The 16,422-nt window shown below is 58.9% G+C and carries 18 protein-coding genes and 1 tRNA gene; 10 read left to right on the top strand and 9 right to left on the bottom strand.

Annotation, left to right across the window (positions count from 1 at the left end; genetic code table 11):
- Positions 1–10: 10 nt before the first annotated feature.
- From TSA66_RS17855 to TSA66_RS17845, 3 genes are all read right to left on the bottom strand, one after another.
- Positions 11–1,897: an MFS transporter gene (locus TSA66_RS17855; RefSeq protein WP_040040925.1), complete on the bottom strand. Its 1,887-nt coding sequence runs from the start codon at positions 1,895–1,897 to the stop codon at positions 11–13.
- Between the two features lie 165 nt (positions 1,898–2,062).
- Positions 2,063–3,082, bottom strand: a complete 1,020-nt coding sequence (locus TSA66_RS17850) for an NAD(P)/FAD-dependent oxidoreductase (protein ID WP_040040924.1) — start codon at positions 3,080–3,082, stop codon at positions 2,063–2,065.
- Positions 3,083–3,201: 119 nt separating this feature from the next.
- Entirely contained in the window at positions 3,202–3,648 is a 447-nt protein-coding gene (locus TSA66_RS17845; protein WP_040040923.1) for a CBS domain-containing protein, read from the bottom strand.
- Positions 3,649–3,810: 162 nt separating this feature from the next.
- On the opposite strand from TSA66_RS17845, the gene TSA66_RS17840 reads away from it, so the two are divergent.
- A complete protein-coding gene (locus tag TSA66_RS17840; protein ID WP_040040922.1) occupies positions 3,811–5,121 on the top strand; it encodes an O-acetylhomoserine aminocarboxypropyltransferase in 1,311 nt (436 codons plus the stop codon).
- 1 nt (position 5,122) lies between these two features.
- Entirely contained in the window at positions 5,123–5,935 is an 813-nt protein-coding gene (locus TSA66_RS17835) for an alpha/beta fold hydrolase (protein ID WP_040040921.1), read from the top strand.
- Between the two features lie 337 nt (positions 5,936–6,272).
- Here the strand turns inward: TSA66_RS17835 and TSA66_RS17830 are convergent, their stop codons facing one another.
- Positions 6,273–6,677: a hypothetical protein gene (locus TSA66_RS17830; RefSeq protein WP_040040920.1), complete on the bottom strand. Its 405-nt coding sequence runs from the start codon at positions 6,675–6,677 to the stop codon at positions 6,273–6,275.
- 79 nt (positions 6,678–6,756) lie between these two features.
- On the opposite strand from TSA66_RS17830, the gene TSA66_RS17825 reads away from it, so the two are divergent.
- The 4 genes from TSA66_RS17825 (at position 6,757) to ssb (ending at position 9,624) form a co-directional block, all read left to right on the top strand.
- On the top strand, positions 6,757–7,545 hold the full coding sequence (locus TSA66_RS17825) for a hypothetical protein (protein ID WP_157691723.1): 789 nt from the start codon (positions 6,757–6,759) through the stop codon (positions 7,543–7,545).
- Positions 7,546–7,728: 183 nt separating this feature from the next.
- Entirely contained in the window at positions 7,729–8,658 is a 930-nt protein-coding gene (locus TSA66_RS17820; RefSeq protein ID WP_084200028.1) for an ATP-binding protein, read from the top strand.
- Positions 8,655–9,161, top strand: coding sequence for a siphovirus Gp157 family protein (locus tag TSA66_RS17815; RefSeq protein ID WP_052452413.1), 507 nt, complete (start codon positions 8,655–8,657; stop codon positions 9,159–9,161). The genes TSA66_RS17820 and TSA66_RS17815 overlap by 4 nt, the downstream gene beginning before the upstream one ends.
- Before the next feature lie 22 nt (positions 9,162–9,183).
- Positions 9,184–9,624 carry a single-stranded DNA-binding protein gene (gene ssb / locus TSA66_RS17810; protein ID WP_040040919.1) on the top strand — a complete coding sequence of 147 codons (441 nt, stop codon included), beginning with the start codon at positions 9,184–9,186 and terminating at the stop codon, positions 9,622–9,624.
- Here the strand turns inward: ssb and TSA66_RS17805 are convergent.
- Positions 9,591–10,934 (bottom strand): YihY family inner membrane protein, encoded by a 1,344-nt coding sequence (locus tag TSA66_RS17805; RefSeq protein WP_052452412.1) that lies wholly within the window; start codon positions 10,932–10,934, stop codon positions 9,591–9,593. The two genes, ssb and TSA66_RS17805, sit on opposite strands and share 34 nt — an antisense overlap.
- A 68-nt stretch (positions 10,935–11,002) precedes the next feature.
- Here TSA66_RS17805 and wrbA point away from each other — a divergent pair, with 68 nt between their 5' ends.
- From wrbA to TSA66_RS17785, 4 genes are read left to right on the top strand one after another with little or no spacing between them, the layout of a single operon-like run.
- Positions 11,003–11,611 carry an NAD(P)H:quinone oxidoreductase gene (gene wrbA / locus TSA66_RS17800; RefSeq protein ID WP_040040918.1) on the top strand — a complete coding sequence of 203 codons (609 nt, stop codon included), beginning with the start codon at positions 11,003–11,005 and terminating at the stop codon, positions 11,609–11,611.
- 3 nt (positions 11,612–11,614) lie between these two features.
- Positions 11,615–12,007: a DUF2069 domain-containing protein gene (locus TSA66_RS17795; RefSeq protein ID WP_040040917.1), complete on the top strand. Its 393-nt coding sequence runs from the start codon at positions 11,615–11,617 to the stop codon at positions 12,005–12,007.
- Positions 12,004–13,416 carry an FAD-binding oxidoreductase gene (locus tag TSA66_RS17790; RefSeq protein WP_040040916.1) on the top strand — a complete coding sequence of 471 codons (1,413 nt, stop codon included), beginning with the start codon at positions 12,004–12,006 and terminating at the stop codon, positions 13,414–13,416. The genes TSA66_RS17795 and TSA66_RS17790 overlap by 4 nt, the downstream gene beginning before the upstream one ends.
- Positions 13,413–13,838: a DUF4124 domain-containing protein gene (locus TSA66_RS17785; RefSeq protein ID WP_040040915.1), complete on the top strand. Its 426-nt coding sequence runs from the start codon at positions 13,413–13,415 to the stop codon at positions 13,836–13,838. Before TSA66_RS17790 ends, TSA66_RS17785 begins: the two co-directional genes overlap by 4 nt.
- Positions 13,839–13,982: 144 nt before the next feature.
- On the opposite strand, the gene rnk is transcribed toward TSA66_RS17785, so the two are convergent.
- The 4 genes from rnk to TSA66_RS17765 form a co-directional block, all read right to left on the bottom strand.
- Positions 13,983–14,396, bottom strand: coding sequence for a nucleoside diphosphate kinase regulator (gene rnk / locus TSA66_RS17780; RefSeq protein WP_040040914.1), 414 nt, complete (start codon positions 14,394–14,396; stop codon positions 13,983–13,985).
- Positions 14,397–14,842: 446 nt separating this feature from the next.
- Positions 14,843–15,214 (bottom strand): HPF/RaiA family ribosome-associated protein, encoded by a 372-nt coding sequence (locus tag TSA66_RS17775; protein WP_040040913.1) that lies wholly within the window; start codon positions 15,212–15,214, stop codon positions 14,843–14,845.
- Between the two features lie 275 nt (positions 15,215–15,489).
- Positions 15,490–15,566, bottom strand: a tRNA-Arg gene (locus tag TSA66_RS17770).
- Positions 15,567–15,670: 104 nt separating this feature from the next.
- Positions 15,671–16,420: a putative bifunctional diguanylate cyclase/phosphodiesterase gene (locus TSA66_RS17765; protein ID WP_040040912.1), complete on the bottom strand. Its 750-nt coding sequence runs from the start codon at positions 16,418–16,420 to the stop codon at positions 15,671–15,673.
- Between the last annotated feature and the right edge of the window lie 2 nt (positions 16,421–16,422).

Below are 16,422 nucleotides of genomic sequence, written 5' to 3'. Positions count from 1 at the left end.
CGCCCCGACGTTACTTCCAGTCGCCGCGCAGTTCGCGCACCTGCGAATAAAGCGCCTCCGGCGTGGCCACTGCCGGTGCGACCGGTTGGCCCACGACCAGCGACAGGCGCGAGAACGGGCCGCGCCGGAACGAACGTTCGAACGGATTGCCCGGGCTACGGGTAAGCATGCTGCCCCACAGCCCGCGCAGCGCCATCGGAATCACCGGCACCGGGGTGCGGTCGAGGATCTTGCGGATGCCGCCTTTGAATTCATTCATTTCACCGGTCGTGGTCAGCTTCCCTTCCGGGAAAATGCAGATCAGCTCTCCCTCATGCAAGGCTTGCGCGATATCGACAAACGATTTTTCCATCAGCCACGGATCTTCCTTGGCAGGCGCGATCGGAATTGCCTTGGCAGTGCGAAATATCCAGGACAGCACCGGAATCTTGAAGATGCGGTGATCCATCACGAAGCGGATCGGGCGCGGGCTGGCTGCCATGATGACGATGGCATCGACGTAACTGACGTGATTGCAGACCAGGACCGCAGCGCCCTCTTCCGGAATGCGGTCGGTGTCGACGGTTTGCACACGGTGAACGGTGTGGATCAGCAGCCATGCCAGAAAACGCATCAGGAATTCCGGCACCAGCGAGAAAATGTAGCTTGCGACCAGCGCATTGAGCAAGGCGGTCGCCATAAAGATCTGCGGAATGCTGAAGCCCATTTTCAGCAGAACCATCGCGAATAAGGCGGCGACCACCATGAACAGCGCATTCATGATGTTCATGCCGGCGATGGTGCGCGACACATGCTTGCGGTCGCAGCGGGTCTGGATCAGTGCAAACAGCGGGACAATGTAAAAGCCGCCGAACATGCCGATCATCATGCAGTCGAACAGGATGTGCAGGCTGCCGGGCTGCGCGACAAAACCTGCCAGGTCGACCGGCACCGCATTTGTGTAGTGTGTGCTGGCCAGTGCCAGGTCGAAGCCGAACAGCGACAATCCGATGGAGCCGAACGGCACCAGGCCGATCTCGACCTTGTGGCCAGACATGCGCTCGCACAGCAGGGAGCCGGCACCGATGCCGAGGGAAAACACGGTCAGCAGCAGCACGAAGACGCTGTGGTCGCCATGCAGGTAATCCTTGGCATAAACCGGGAACTGCGCCAGGATCACGGCGCCGTAGAACCAGAACCAGGAATTGCCAAGCACGGACAGGAACACGGGGCGGTTCTGGCGGGTGAAGCCGATGTTGCGCACCGTCTCGGTCAGCGGATTCCAGTTGATTTTCAAGTCCGGCGCGGGTGCGGGAGAATCCGGTATGCGGCGGCTGAAGAGCCAGCCGATCATGGCGATAGCAATGGTGCCGTAGGCGACCAGTTGGATGCCCCAAGGCTTGTGCACAACCAGCACCGCGCCCAGCACCTCGCCCAGCAGGATTCCGACGAAGGTCCCCATTTCGATCAAGCCATTCCCGCCGACCAGTTCTTCCGGTTTCAGCTGCTGCGGCAGATAGGCGTACTTGACCGGGCCGAACAGCGTCGAATGCAGCCCCATGCCGACAACGGCGGCGACCAGCAGCCACAGGCTGTGCGTCATCCAACCGACGGCGGCAACAGTCATGATGGCGATTTCGAGGAGCTTGACGTAACGCGCCAGCGCCGATTTCTCGAACTTGTCGGCCAGCTGGCCGGCCGTGGCCGAAAACAGCACGAACGGCAGAATGAACAGCCCCGGGATCAGGTTGTTCAGCAAGCCGGGATCGAGCGATGTCCAGCTCAATGCCTCATAGGTCAGAATCGTCAGCAGCGCGGTCTTGAAGACATTGTCGTTGAACGCGCCGAAAAACTGGGTCCAGAAAAACGGGCCGAAACGGCGTTGCGCAAGCAAGGCGAATTGACTGGATTGACTCATGATGGTGAATGTTCGAAAAAATTGAAAGCGGAATGCACCCGGCTGACAGCAGGAAGACCGTTCGCCCGCTGGCCGGCAGTGCCTGTTATCAATGGCGCAAGTGTAGAGGACAACGCAAGCGTTGTCTGCGTATTGCAGAAAGTCGCGGCTTTCGATACCGCAGGTTCAGCGTGGCTGCCCGGCGCACATCGCATCGGCCAGCGCCATGGCGCTCAGATAGGCATTTTCAATGCGGCCGCTGCCATCCAGTCCGGCGGCAAACCAGTCTCCGCAGACGCCGATACGCGCCCCCTCGTCCCAACAGCAATCCGCCGCAAGCGGCCGGTCAGCCTGCGCGTGGCGCCAGCGGTGCACATCCGCATACACGGGGTTGACCGGCGAGCCGGTTGCCTCGTGAAACGCCTTGAGCAGTTTTTCCTTGACCCGCTCGGGATCGTCGTCCAGGTGCTCCTGGCTCCATTCCGGCGATGCATGCCCGATCCAGTGCTCGCCCGGCCGCCGCTGCGGCTTGGAGGCGTCGCGCGCGATCCATTTCAACCGCGAACCCTGTACCCAGGCCCCGTCGTAATCCAGGTTCAACGCTTCCTGGAAGCCGAGGATCAATGCCCAGCACGGCACAAGATGCGCGCCGCCGGCTTGGACGGCGATATCCGACACTGGCTCCAGCAGCGGCAGAGCCCGCTCGGCCGGGATGGCCAGCACGACTGCATCGAAGGGGCCGGCTGTCGCCGCGACTGGCACCGTTTCGCACAACACCGAAAGCAGCCATTGTGTGCCATGGCATTCAAGCCCGGACACCGCCTGCCCGGCACGAACCTCGATATCCTGCGCCAGACGCTGCGCAAGCGATGCCATCCCGGGAACCGCAACCAGGCGCTCCCGGCCGGCTCCGCTAGTGCGGCCGGCGGCTTTCGCGACGCCATGATCGAGCGTCACCAGGCGCCCATCCCACGGCGCGACCCAGCCCGCCCTGCGCCATGCGGCAACCTCTTTCCTGAATCGGCTGCTGGACGCCGTAAAGTATTGCGCGCCCAGATCGAAACCGCCGAGCTCGGTCTGGCGCGTGCTCATGCGGCCGCCGATCTCCTCGCCCTTCTCGTACACGATGACCTCATGCCCCTGTGCCTGAAGCCGGTGTGCGCAGGTCAGTCCGGACAGGCCGGCACCGATGATTGCGATATGCATGGATGGAATCCCCTTTCCTGGTTGCCGCAAATGATGCCTAAAAACGGGCGCGCATATGAAACAGGCCGTTCATGGTTCGCTTACCATGAACGGCCTGTTTCATCGCGTGGACGTGATTGTTATTCGTCGCCCTCGGCCGGCCAATCGCGGATGTAGGCCTTGAGCATCTTGTTTTCGAAGCTTTGCGCCTCGAACACCGCTTTCGCCACGTCATAGAACGAAATCACGCCCATCAGGGTCTTGGCATCCACCACCGGGACATAACGCGCATGACGCTCCAGCATCAGGCGGCGCACTTCGTTGACGTCGGTGTCGGGCGTGATCGTGATCGGATGGTCGTCCATGTGCTTGCGCACGGTGCCGCTGCCGATCTCGCCCTTGTTGTCGTACAGCGCTTTCATCACTTCGCGGAACGACAGCATGCCGACCAGCTCGCCGTACTCCATCACCACCAGCGAGCCGATATCCTTTTCCGCCATGGTGTCGACGGCTTGCGACATCGGCGTGTCTGGCGTCACGGTATAAAGGATGTCTCCTTTGACCTTCAGAATCTCGGATACTTTCATGGGCGTCACCCTGGTAGAGGAATTGTTGTTTTAGCAGCTCAAATGTAGCCTAAGCTGCCTGAAAAATCCAGCACGGCAGATGTCACCTGCATGACAGCTCAATGTTGCGTTCGATGCTAGGATTGCGCACACTCAAACCAGTTCCGGGAGACAAACCACCTCATGAGCGATCCCAAATACCCCGGCTTCGACACCCTGTCGCTGCATGCCGGAGCCGCGCCCGACCCCACCACCGGCGCGCGCGCCACGCCGATCTACCTGACCACCTCGTTCGTGTTCAAGGATTCCGACCACGCAGCCTCGCTGTTTAACATGGAGCGCGCCGGTCACGTGTACTCGCGCATCTCCAACCCGACCAATGCGGTGCTGGAAGAGCGCATCGCAGCGCTGGAAGGCGGCGTGGCGGGAATCGCCGTCGCCAGCGGCCAGGCGGCGCTTCATCTGGGGCTGGCCACGATCGCCGGTGCCGGCTCGCACGTGGTCGCCTCGCGCGCGCTGTACGGCGGCTCGCACAACTTGCTTGCCTATACGTTAAAGCGCTTCGGCATCGACACCACCTTCGTCGATCCGCGCGACCTCGATGCCTGGCGCGGCGCAATCCGTCCCAATACCAAGGTGCTGTTCGGGGAAACGCTCGGCAATCCGGGGCTCGACGTGCTCGACATCCCCCAAGTCGCCGCGATCGCACACGAACGCCATCTGCCGCTGATGGTGGATGCGACCTTTACCACGCCATACCTGTTGCAGCCGTTCGCGCATGGCGCCGACCTGATCTTGCATTCTGCAACCAAGTTCCTGTGCGGGCATGGCACAGCCGTCGGCGGCCTGCTCGTCGACGGAGGTACGTTCGACTGGCAGCTTGCATATGAAAAAACCGGCCATTTTGCCGAGCTGTGCGAACCGTATGACGGGTTTCACGGCATGGTGTTTTCCGAAGAATCGTCGGTCGCGCCGTTCTCGCTGCGTGCGCGACGCGAAGGCTTGCGCGACTTCGGCGCCGTGATGAGCCCCCACAACGCATTCGCCATCCTGCAGGGAATCGAGACACTGAGCCTGCGCATGGAGCGTCATGTAGCCAATACCCGCCGCATCGTCGAATTTCTGGCTGCGCATCCGGCAGTGGATTCGGTCGCCTACCCGGAACTCGCCTCCCATCCGGATCATGCACTGGCGCAAAAGCTGCTGCCGAAGGGATGCGGCGCAGTGTTTTCGTTCAGCATCAAGGGGGACCGCGCCGCGGGCCGCCGCTTCGTCGAGTCGCTGCGGATCTTCTCCCACCTGGCTAATGTCGGCGATGCCAAGTCACTGGTCATCCATCCGGCGTCGACCACCCATTTCCGGGTGCCAGCTGATCAGCTGCAGGAAGCCGGCATCACCGAAGGCACGATGCGCCTGTCGATCGGCCTGGAAGACACCGACGACCTGATCGAAGATTTGGGACGCGGGCTGAAGGCTGCGCAGAAAGGAGCATGAGGTGCTATTCAACGTACAAGGCCACGAAGCCTATTGCTACACCGGCGGCAAGCCGTTCGATCCGTCCCTGCCCACGGCCGTGTTCATCCACGGCGCCCAGAACGATCATTCTGTCTGGGTCCTGCAGACCCGGTATTTCGCGCACCATGGTTTCGGCGTGCTGGCGGTCGACCTGCCCGGTCATGGGCGCAGCAAGGGCGAGCCGCTGGCAACGGTCGAAGCCATGGCGGACTGGCTGCTCGCAGTGCTGGATGCGGCAGGCGTGCACAAGGCGATCCTGATCGGTCACAGCATGGGGTCATTGGTTGCGCTGGAGACGGCATTCCGCGCACCGCAACGATGCAGCAAGCTGGCCATGGTCGGCACCGCCTATCCGATGAAAGTATCGAGCATGCTGCTGGAGGCGGCGAAAAACGAAGAGCAGAAGGCAATCGACATGGTCAACATTTGGTCGCATTCGTCGATCGCGCACAAGCCCTCCTGCCCCGGCCCGGGGTTTTACGTGATGGGCGGCGCGCAGCGACTGATGCAGCATATTGCCAGGCGCAATCCGGCAAAGGTGTTCTATATCGACTTTTCCGCCTGCAACGCCTACGCGAATGGGGAAGCAGCGGCGAAAGCCGTCGCCAGCCCGGCCCTGCTCGTGCTTGGCAAGCGCGACATGATGACGACGCTGAAGGCTTCGGCAACGCTAAGCGCCAATCTGCCGCACTGTCAGGTGGTGCAAATCGATCACTGCGGCCATGCGTTGATGGCGGAACAACCGGATGCGGTGCTCGATGCGCTGTACGCATTCTCTCGCGTACCGGATTGATGGCTGGCCGGCGAGCAAAAAATCACCCAAAACAGTCGCATTTATCCACTTGAAAAATGACAGTGAAGCTACATATCAATAACAAGAAGTAGCTTCACGCGCTCCCACCACCGCAACAAATTCCTTTTGAAACAGTATCTTACGCGTTAATCAAAAGCAATCAGCATGGATGCAACGCCGCCGAATTTTTTCTGACCAAACTACCTATTTGGTATTGCATATCGCCGCCACTTTGTTTAACATTCACTGTGTATTTATACAGTATCTGTAAGTGGACAGGATGCGCAACACGTTCCCGTTACGCTCAGGCAAGCATTGATTTATTTTCCAGCCAGTCTCAGTCGAACTTTGGTTGACGGCGTTTCGGCGCTGGCGGCGGAGCCTGCAAGCGTTGGCGCAGCATGTCGATCATGATTTCGCGGGCATTTTCCGGTTGCGACCGAAATAGGGTCAGCGCCGTTTCGACAAACAGTTTTTCTTTTTCATCGACAGGCATGCTGAACGCGTCGTGTTCGCGGTCCATCCAGCCACGCGGCAGTTTCAACCGCTCTTCGATGGCACGCGCGACATTGTTGCCGATATTTTTACGATTGCATTTGATATGGCTGAGGTAGCGGTCGGACAGCTCCAGATGCTGAGCAAACAGCTTGAGCATGCCACGCTGCGGCAGGTCTGGATGCTGACGGACGAAATCATCAAACAGCTTCCGGAAATTGTTATGTCTTATTTGTGCACTATCCATCGTCCTGTCGCCGATGCTGCAAGAGGCCAGACAGTGTACTCCAGGCGCGCCGATTTTTGTTGAGCCAATGCAACCATATTTGGCGCATTTCAGCTTTGTATCGTTTTTTGCTCAAAAGCGACTTACCGGGCGTAACAAACTTTCGACGATTAACCGAGGCAAAGAAATGCGTGCAAGTGATGCGTCGAGCCTTATTCCGCAATCACACTGCTTGAATGTTATGAAAAAGATGAAGATCCACTATCCGCAATGGAGCAATCAGAGCTCTGTCGGGCCGATCGCACGCCGCGAAGCAAAGCGCGCCGTGCTGGTGCAGGCAATCTCTTTGACGGCTGAAGTGTGCGGGCAGACCTTGTCGGCGGCCGCTGCCGACATGTTGGCAAGCGATTTGGGCGATTTCGACGAAGAGAAAGTGCTGGCCGCACTAGCACGCTGCCGAATGGAATTGCAAGGTCCGCTGAAAATGTCCGATATCCTGACGCGCATCGATGACGGGCGGCCGGATGCGGACGAAGCCTGGGCGATGATGCCCAGGAGTGAATTGGCGTCCGTGGTCTGGACCGACGAGATGGCCATGGCCTGGGGTACGGTGTTGCCGTTACTCAATGTTGGTGATGCAGGCGGCGCGCGCAGTGCGTTTCGCGATACGTATGCAAAGGCTGTGCTGGATGCGCGCATCCGACGCGAGCCGCCGCACTGGACACCATCGCTTGGCAATGATCCAGCCGGACGCGAGCGGGCGCTGCTGGAAGCGGTGGATAAGAAACGGTTGTCGGCCAGCCATGTCGAGCAGCTGCTGCCGAAACGTTCCATTACGCGCAGTGCGCAGGAAATCATCGCGCAGGTGAGAATCAAGAACTTGTGCTGATCAACAGCACGGAGCAGCGGCAGGCACGTCTTTCATGACTACCTTTTCGGTAGTTAACAACCGATTTGCGGGAATCAGGCAATGGATTGCCAGGCTGATTGGAATGACGGCGGAATGCAGTGGTATGAGCAAGTTGGCCGTTTGGAGCACATTGAACACGAGGACCAGGAAAGGAACGAAATCATGAGTACATTTGAGATTCATCGTGCCACGAAGCGTCGCGCCAAGCTGCGTCTTGGCATGTCCGGACCGGCTGGCAGCGGCAAGACCTATTCCGCGCTGCTGATTGCCAGCGGCCTGGGCGGGCGGATCGGCATGATCGATACCGAACACGGCAGCGGCGACCTGTATGCCGATCTGCTGCCGGAAGGCTATGACGTGCTGTCGCTCACGCCGCCCTTTACACCGGCACGTTATATCGAAGCAATTCATGCGCTAGAGGAAGCGGGCGTATCGACCATCATCGTCGACAGTCTGACCCATGCATGGAGCGGCGAAGGCGGTTCGCTCGACCGGCAAGGCAAGATCGCCGACAAGTCCGGCAACAGCTGGCAAGCCTGGCGGCAGGTGACTCCGGAGCACAATGCCCTGGTCGAAACCCTGCTGCAAAGTCCCTGCCACATCATTGCAACAATGCGTGCCAAGACCGAGTACGTGCAGGAAAAGGATGAACGTACCGGCAAGCAGGTGGTGCGCAAGATTGGTCTGGCACCGATCATGCGCGATGGCATCGAGTACGAGTTCACGACCTTCTTCGAACTCGATGTGCAGCACATGGCCTTTGTCGGCAAGGACCGCACGCAACTGTTCGATGGCCAGATCTTCCGGCCGGAACTTGATACCGGGCGCCGTCTGCTTGGCTGGCTGAATACCGGCATGGACGAGCCACAGGTCAAACACAATGTCATGCCGGAGGAACAGAAGGCGGAGCTGATCGGTTCAATTTACCGGGCCGGCTCGGTGGATGATCTGTTCCAGGCGTTTTCAGTTGCTTACCGTGCGGCGAACGCCTTGCCCGATCCCGATGCGCTGGCCGACCTGACGAGGGTGAAGGATGCGCGCAAGGTCTGGCTCGAAGTGCATAACAGTGCTGCTTATGGGGTTACCGCATGAATCCGATGTTTGAAGCCTTCGAACTTGCGGCGCAGTACCGGCAACTGGCTGAAATTCTGGCCGAGCGGCACAACGACGAGCAGGTGATTGCGGACACGCTGGACAGCATTTCCGGGCCGCTCGACGAGCGGCTCGAGAATCTTGCCAAGATGGTGCGCAACATCGAAAGCGCCGCCAGTGGCGTGCAACAGACGATTGCCAACCTCGAACGCCGCCATGTCGCGCTGCTGCGCGCCACCGAGCGCGCCCGCAAGCTGATGCTCGATTTGATGCAGGCAGCGGGCCGCGACAAGGCAACCACGGCATTGTTCTCGATCGCAGTCAGGAAGAATCCGCCGCAAGTCGTCATCGACCAGGAAGCCGCCTTGCCGCCGAATTTCCTCATCCGGCACGAGCCACCGGCGCCGACACCGGATAAAAAGGCGATCGCAGCGGCATTGAAATCAGGCATCCCTGTCCCCGGAGCGCATAGCGAGCAGCATGTGCGCCTTGAGATTCATTAGATTACCCAGCTAGGAGATTGCTATGGCAACACTGAACAAAGTTACCCTGATCGGCTATCTCGGGCATGATCCGGAAATGCGCTCGACGGCTGCCGGCGATGCCGTTGCTCATCTTGCGGTAGCGACGACGGAAACCTGGAAGGACAAGTCGAGCGGGGAAAAGAAGGAAGCGACCGAATGGCACCGTGTCGTGTTGTATCGCAAACTCGCTGAGATTGCCGGCCAGTATTTGAAAAAGGGCTCGCTGGTCTACCTCGAAGGGCGGTTGCAAACCCGCAAGTGGACCGGCAAGGACGATATCGACCGCTACACCACGGAAATCATCGCAGACGATATGCGCATGCTCGGCGCCCGGCCGGCTGCCAGCGACGCCAGCAATGAAGACAACGCGCCCGCAGCGCCACAACATGCCCGCCAGCCGCAGGCGCGCTATGAGTACGAGGACGACGCCATTCCATTCTGACCAGGCATCGTTCTGACGTCTCCCGAAACCGTCGGGGCCTTTCCTACCTGTCCGGCTGTGAAATAGCCGGACAGGGTTTGGTTCAACCCTTGCTCGACGGCGGCTTCCACTTTTTCCGCCAATTCCGTATCACCAGTCTTGCTGAAAACGAATAAGCGGTAAACGTCGCACAGCCTCAGCTGCTGCGGATTCGCCAGCAGCGTCCATTTGTACAGTCCTTCGGTAATGCGCTTGCCGAACTGGACACGCCTCACCCGTTCCGTCCTGATCCGGCCGACCCAGCCGACTTCCAGCATCTTGGTCAGCAGCATTTCCGATTCGTCGTATCCCAGCCGCGTGCTTGTGCGGATGCTGGCGGCGTCGACTGCGGCCGTTGCACCGCCTTCCCTGGCCGCGTACAAGACTTTCAGGATCGCCATCGCATCGATGAAAGCGCTCCCGGGCGTGGCCACATGCCACCAGCGCTCGTACTTCACCACTGGCAGTGCTGCCACCAGCACCGCCCCCATCAGCGTAATCATCCAGGAAACATAAACCCATAACAGGAAGATCGGCAGTGCCGCCAGCGCGCCGTAGATCATGGTGTACGCCGGGATCTTGGTGACGAACACCACAAAAATGCGTTTGGCAATTTCAAAGGCAGTGGCGGCCAGAAATCCGCCGGCGACGGCATCGCGCCAATCGACCATACGATTCGGCACGGCAATATAAAGCAGCGTAAACGCGCCTGTCGTCAGCAGGATCGAAATGGAGGTATATAGCAATGTGCCAAAAAACGAAGAGCTTCCCACCAAGCCGTTGGCGGCGGCGATCAGATAGGACGTGACCGTGATCGACACGCCGATCAGCAACGGCCCGAGCGTAATCATGGTCCAGTAGATCACCATCCGCTGGGTGAAGGTACGCGCCCGCTTGACACGCCAGATCTGGTTAAATGCCCGGTCAATGGTCAGCATTGTCGCTACCGCTGTCACGATCAGGCCGGCCGCACCGATGGCGGACAGGCGTGTCGCCTTGGAGGCGAACTGGCTCAGGTAGCCGAGGATCGTATTGGAAATTGTTTTCGGCATCAGGCTCTTGATGAAATAGGCCTCCAGCGATGCGCGAAAGGTATTGAACAACGGGAACGTGGTGAATATCGCGAACGCGATCGTCAACATCGGCACCAGCGCCAATACGGTGGTAAAAGTCAGGCTGCCAGCCACCTGCGGCAGCCGTTCTTCGTCCAGGCGGCGGCGCGCGAAGCGCAGCAAGGCCCGTGCATCGTCGAGAGGCAACTGGCGAAGTAGCGGATGGTCGAATCGAAGCATGCGTTAAATGGTTGCCCGGTGCGGTTGCCGGGGCGTCGCGGTGATTGAGTGCCACTATAATACCAAGCATGAATCGACCGAACCTTACCATTCTCATCCTCTATTATTCCCGGCACGGCGCAACGCGGCGACTGGCCGAGCTGATCGCGCAAGGCGTGGAAAGCGTTCCCGAATGCGATGCACGGCTGCGCACGGTGCCGGCCGTCTCGACGGTGGCCGAAGCGACTGAACCGGCGATTCCGGAACATGGCGCGCCGTATGTGGAGCTGCAGGACCTGGAGCAATGCGCGGGCCTGGCGCTCGGCTCCCCTACCCGTTTCGGCAACATGGCCGCTCCCCTGAAGTACTTTTTGGATAGCACGTCGGCGCAATGGCTGTCCGGCGCACTCAGCGGCAAGCCGGCCTGCGTCTTCACGTCGACCGGCAGCCTGCATGGCGGCCAGGAATCGACCTTGCTGTCGATGATGCTTCCTCTGATGCACCACGGGATGATGCTCATGGGCTTGCCCTATACCTGCCCGGAACTGATGACCACTGCCACCGGCGGCACCCCTTACGGCGCAAGCCACTGGGCCGGCCCGAATGGAACGCATGCCGTCTCCGACGACACCAAATCATTAGCGGTCGCCCTTGGGAAGCGACTGGCGCAAACCGCGTGCAAGCTGAAAGGAATGTAACTGATGCAAAACCCGATGCAAAAAACCTGTTATGTCGGCAGTGTGATCAGCCTCACGCTGCTGATCGCCCTGTGCGTGGCCTGGGAACTGGTGCTCGCGCCGCTGCGCCCGGGCGGATCTTGGATGGTCCTGAAAGTCATCCCGCTGCTGCTGCCCTTGCGCGGCGTGTTGAAACGCGACATTTACACGATGCAGTGGTCGTCGATGCTGATCCTGCTCTATCTCGCCGAAGGCATCGTGCGCGCCACCAGCGACAAGGGTATCTCGGCCAGCCTGGGATGGATCGAATTCGGGCTCGTATGCGTGTTCTTCGTTTGCGTCATCTTTTATCTGCGCCCGTATAAGCAGGCAGCCAAGAAGCTGGCGCAGCAAGCCATACAGAAAGCATCGAAATGAATGATTTTCTGGACCGCTGCCGCGGGACCGTCGGGACCAATCATGTACTGACCGCCCCCGGCGATACGGCAGCTTTCCTGACCGACTGGCGCCGCCGCTTTACGGGCAAGGCACTGGCCGTCGTCAAACCCGGCACGGTCGCCGAGGTCGCAGCCATCGTTCGGTTATGCAACGAATTTCGGGTGCCCATCGTGCCGCAGGGTGGCAACACCGGCCTCGTACTTGGCAGCGTACCGGACGACAGCGGCACGGCAATCGTCCTGTCGCTGACCCGGCTTAACCGTATCCGCACAGTCGATACGGTCAACAACACGATGACAGTTGAATCGGGCTGCATCCTGGAAGAGGTGCAGAATGCGGCCGCCGAAGCCGGTCGCCTGTTTCCCCTGTCACTGGCAGCCGAAGGCAGTTGCACCATCGGCGGCAATCTCTCGACCAATGCCGGCGGTACAGCTGTGCTGCGTTATGGCAATACGCGCGAACTCTGCCTCGGCCTGGAAGTCGTGACGCCCCAGGGCGAGATCTGGGATGGCTTGCGCGGGCTGCGCAAGGACAATACCGGCTACGATTTGCGCGACTTGTTCATCGGCGCGGAAGGCACGCTTGGCATCATCACTGCCGCCGTGCTCAAGCTGTTTCCGCAGCCGCGGGCACAATTGACCGCGCTCGCCGCGATGCAGACGCCGGAGGATGCCTTGCGCCTGCTGACACTGGCACAAGGCACATGCGGCGCGGCACTAACCGGATTCGAATTGATGTCCGACTTCTGCCTGAAGCTGGTCGCCAAGCATTTCGCCCAGTTGCGCCTGCCGTTTCCCCAGAATTATCCGCAATACGTGCTGCTGGAACTGTCGGACAGCGAATCCGAGGAGCATGCGAATGCAATGCTGGAAAGTTTGATTACGGATGCGCTGGAACAAGGTGTCATTCAGGATGCCGCAGTAGCATCCTCGATCGCGCAATCAAAAGCCTTGTGGAACCTGCGCGAGCATATTCCGCTGGCGCAGGCCGAGGAAGGCAAGAACATCAAGCATGACGTGTCGGTACCGATCTCGCGCATCGTCGAATTCATCCGCACCACGGATGCGCTGCTGCAGCAGTCTTTTCCGAAATGTCGCATGGTGACGTTCGGCCATCTGGGCGACGGCAACCTGCATTACAACGTGTCGCCACCGGAGGATGAAGCGCCCGACGCATTCATCGCAAGGCAAGCCGCAATCAACCGTGTCGTGCACGACAGCGTTCACCGCTTCGGCGGCTCGATTTCGGCGGAACATGGTCTCGGCGCGCTGAAGCGCGACGAAGTCCGGCTCTATAAATCTGAGGTGGAAATGAAACTCATGCAGACACTGAAGCACGCGCTCGACCCGCATGGACTGATGAATCCGGGAAAGGTTATTCAGGCATGACGGCGCGCCGTGCGCTGATGGCGCTATGCCTGCTGTCGTTTTCGATTCCCGCATTAGCCGTGTATAAGTGCGAGGAAGGCGGAAAAATAAGCTACAGCGACTTCGCCTGTCCCGGCGGCCGACAGCTGGATATCGCAGTGCCCGCCACCGATGCGGCGAGTGCAAAGCAGCAGCTGGCGCAGGAAAAAAGCGCATTGCAGCGCCTGGAAAACGACAGGCACAAGCGCGAAGCAAAAGAAGAAAAGGAGCAGTTGCGCATCGCTCACGCAATGGCGAGCCGCAAGAGAAAATGCGATGCGCTGGCGCGCCGGGTCAAGTGGGCTGAAGAAGACTCCCGCCTGGCACATGGAAGATCTACCGAAAAAACGATACGGAAAGCGCACCGCTTGGTAGAACAGTACGACGGGGAATGCCCGAAATAAGCAGCGTGCAGGGAGCGCTTCACGCGTCCCCCCGGTGGCGCTCCCTGATATCGATTGGTGCATGATGTAATCGATGGCAGGAGCTTCATTCCTCCGCCTTCCGACGCAAAAATCCAGCCCTGTCGTCTGCACTCTCCCGTATTTCTAGGATAGTGCCTGGCTGCCAGCATGCCCGGGCTGACGGGCCACACTCAGTATGCGTACCTTGACCAGCTTTCCGTCCGGCCGAGGCCATTCGATTTCACTTCCCACGGACATTCCCAAAAGCGCGGTGCCGATTGGGGTCAGCACGGAAATCGCGCCCGGCGTGTCGCCTGTTTTGTCTGGATAAGTAAGCGTCAGACAAAATTCCTCACTTGGCGAGTCGATCTCGAACCGAACTGTCGAATTCATCGTAACCACTGAACGAGGTATGTTGCGCAGGTCGACGATTTCAGCCCGGTCAAGTTCCTCGAGCAGCGCCGCCCTGCTCCTGCCTGCGGACACGGGAAGCGTATCGAGCAGCGATTCGAGTTGTTCCAAGTCTTGTTCGGAGACAGTAATGTGAGGTTTCATCATGATATTTTCCGTTTGCGAACATTCCGATGCGGTTCTATGCATTTCTTGTGGCCTAACCGTTTCGCATTGATCGCGATAAAATACCGTCGCGCCGATGCTGTTCCGCATGACCGTCAGAGTGGTGCGTCTATTGCACGACGCATCAAGCCAGACATTGCATTCAAATTTCAGTTTGGGTACTCGGATGCGAGACGAAAATCTAAGGAAGGCACTCACCGAGTCCATGAAAGACCAGCGAGGCATCCAGGATAGTCCTTGTAAAAACGATTTCGGCAACGGTGGCAACGAGAAGCCTTGTGCGCCTGTGATACATCCTGAATAAAAATTTATTGCCCGCATCCCTTTCACGGGAGTGCGGGCCATGGACATTGGCGACCAATGCCGGTGATGTCGCAGCTACAGATTCAATAGCGCATCCTCAGGCACCGGCCGCTATGGTAATGCACTCAGTCATCCAGCTGTTGATCGGTTTCAGACTCACTTCGATTCCCGGGTCTAGGCAACCCGCGCATGGCGTTGCGCTGGCGCGTAATCATCTGCGTCGCGCGGTAGGATGCCCGCTTGAATGCGCTGTCGATCGCCGCATACATGTCTTCCTGAATATCCTTGATGAGCACGGTCGGTCGACCGGGAATGACGACGGCTACCTGGCACAACATGTCGCGCCCCCCTTTGGGTCCATTCAAGTCCCGCAGGCGCACAGAGATGGATTGAATCTTGTTTTGAAGCGATACAAATGCAAAACGCAAGCGGCGCGTGAGATGATCCCGAAGCGACGGAGTCAATTCGAACTCGCTTGTCATGAAATGAACCTGCATGAAAACCTCCTCTTACAGAACTAGTGATGCGGCCTTATCCAAACCGCACCTTCATGGTTCCATAGAAAACGGGGTGGCAAAAGATGCATTTTCCTGATGTCAGGTTCCGAAAAACAGAACGATATCGCCCTTCGGACAGTTCGACCGCAAGGCATGCGGCGATGGTAACGCCATGACAGTGCTCGTCGGGTGCATCGGATATGCGCTCGCAGGCCGGGAAATGAGCAGGCTCTCTTTTCCCGAGAATTGAATGGATTTAAGACGAAGGAGGATGATGGCCCGTCCTACACGATTCGAACGTGTGACCTACGGCTTAGAAGGCCGTTGCTCTATCCAACTGAGCTAAGGACGGAAGGATGAATTACCGAAATATAATACCGAATTGCAATCATGCACAATAAGGTATGTGACTGGCGATCTGGAAGGCCATTGCTGCAGAGCTTGCGGATATTACATCTAATGGCCCGGTGTTTCAACGGCCAGTCGCAGTTTATTGTCCGACATCAGTTGCTCCAACTTGTCGATTGCCAACGGCTGACTGACGTAATATCCCTGGATCTGATCGCATCCCTGTTTCCGCAAAAATGCGAGTTGTTCGGCGGTTTCCACGCCTTCGGCAATGACTTTCAGCTTCAGGCTATGAGCGAGTGCAATGACCGCCTGTGCAATTGCCGCATCGTCCGCATCGACCGTAATATCCCTGACGAAGGACCTGTCGATTTTCAGCGCATCGATCGGAAAGCGTTTCAAATAGCTCAGGCTCGAATAGCCGGTGCCGAAGTCGTCGATCGACAAATGCACGCCCATATCGCTTAGCCGCTGCAGCGTTTCAGTCGCAGCCTGCGGATTATCCATGATCACGCTCTCCGTGATTTCCAGCTCCAGCCAGGACGGACTGCACCCGGACTCCGCCAGCGCATTCAATACGGTACTAACAATATCCTGTTGTCCGAACTGGCGCGTCGAGAGATTGACCGCCATCCTGACGCCGGCAAACATGCCCGCATCCTGCCATTTTTTCTGCTGCGCGCAAGCGCTGCGCAAGACCCATTCACCGATCGGCACGATCAATCCAGTCTCCTCGGCGATCGGTATGAAGTCTCCCGGATATATCATTGCCTGGCCCGGCGGCTGCCAGCGCAGCAATGCCTCGAGGCCGACGAGCGCGCCGCTGGCGAGATCCATCTGCGGCTGGTAGTGCAGCACGA

This window comes from Noviherbaspirillum autotrophicum (genome assembly GCF_000818395.1).
Classification (GTDB): domain Bacteria; phylum Pseudomonadota; class Gammaproteobacteria; order Burkholderiales; family Burkholderiaceae_D; genus Noviherbaspirillum; species Noviherbaspirillum autotrophicum.
This window is presented reverse-complemented; position numbering and strand designations above follow the sequence as displayed.

Coding starts and splice junctions, on each gene's coding strand:
- ssb (WP_040040919.1), top strand. CDS start 9,184: ATGGCAACACTGAACAAAGTTACCCTGATCGGCTATCTCGGGCATGAT.
- TSA66_RS17785 (WP_040040915.1), top strand. CDS start 13,413: ATGACGGCGCGCCGTGCGCTGATGGCGCTATGCCTGCTGTCGTTTTCG.
- TSA66_RS17850 (WP_040040924.1), bottom strand. CDS start 3,082: ATGCATATCGCAATCATCGGTGCCGGCCTGTCCGGACTGACCTGCGCA.
- TSA66_RS17845 (WP_040040923.1), bottom strand. CDS start 3,648: ATGAAAGTATCCGAGATTCTGAAGGTCAAAGGAGACATCCTTTATACC.
- TSA66_RS17775 (WP_040040913.1), bottom strand. CDS start 15,214: ATGCAGGTTCATTTCATGACAAGCGAGTTCGAATTGACTCCGTCGCTT.
- TSA66_RS17820 (WP_084200028.1), top strand. CDS start 7,729: ATGAGTACATTTGAGATTCATCGTGCCACGAAGCGTCGCGCCAAGCTG.
- wrbA (WP_040040918.1), top strand. CDS start 11,003: ATGAATCGACCGAACCTTACCATTCTCATCCTCTATTATTCCCGGCAC.
- TSA66_RS17830 (WP_040040920.1), bottom strand. CDS start 6,677: ATGGATAGTGCACAAATAAGACATAACAATTTCCGGAAGCTGTTTGAT.
- TSA66_RS17805 (WP_052452412.1), bottom strand. CDS start 10,934: ATGCTTCGATTCGACCATCCGCTACTTCGCCAGTTGCCTCTCGACGAT.
- rnk (WP_040040914.1), bottom strand. CDS start 14,396: ATGATGAAACCTCACATTACTGTCTCCGAACAAGACTTGGAACAACTC.
- TSA66_RS17795 (WP_040040917.1), top strand. CDS start 11,615: ATGCAAAACCCGATGCAAAAAACCTGTTATGTCGGCAGTGTGATCAGC.
- TSA66_RS17840 (WP_040040922.1), top strand. CDS start 3,811: ATGAGCGATCCCAAATACCCCGGCTTCGACACCCTGTCGCTGCATGCC.
- TSA66_RS17815 (WP_052452413.1), top strand. CDS start 8,655: ATGAATCCGATGTTTGAAGCCTTCGAACTTGCGGCGCAGTACCGGCAA.
- TSA66_RS17790 (WP_040040916.1), top strand. CDS start 12,004: ATGAATGATTTTCTGGACCGCTGCCGCGGGACCGTCGGGACCAATCAT.
- TSA66_RS17855 (WP_040040925.1), bottom strand. CDS start 1,897: ATGAGTCAATCCAGTCAATTCGCCTTGCTTGCGCAACGCCGTTTCGGC.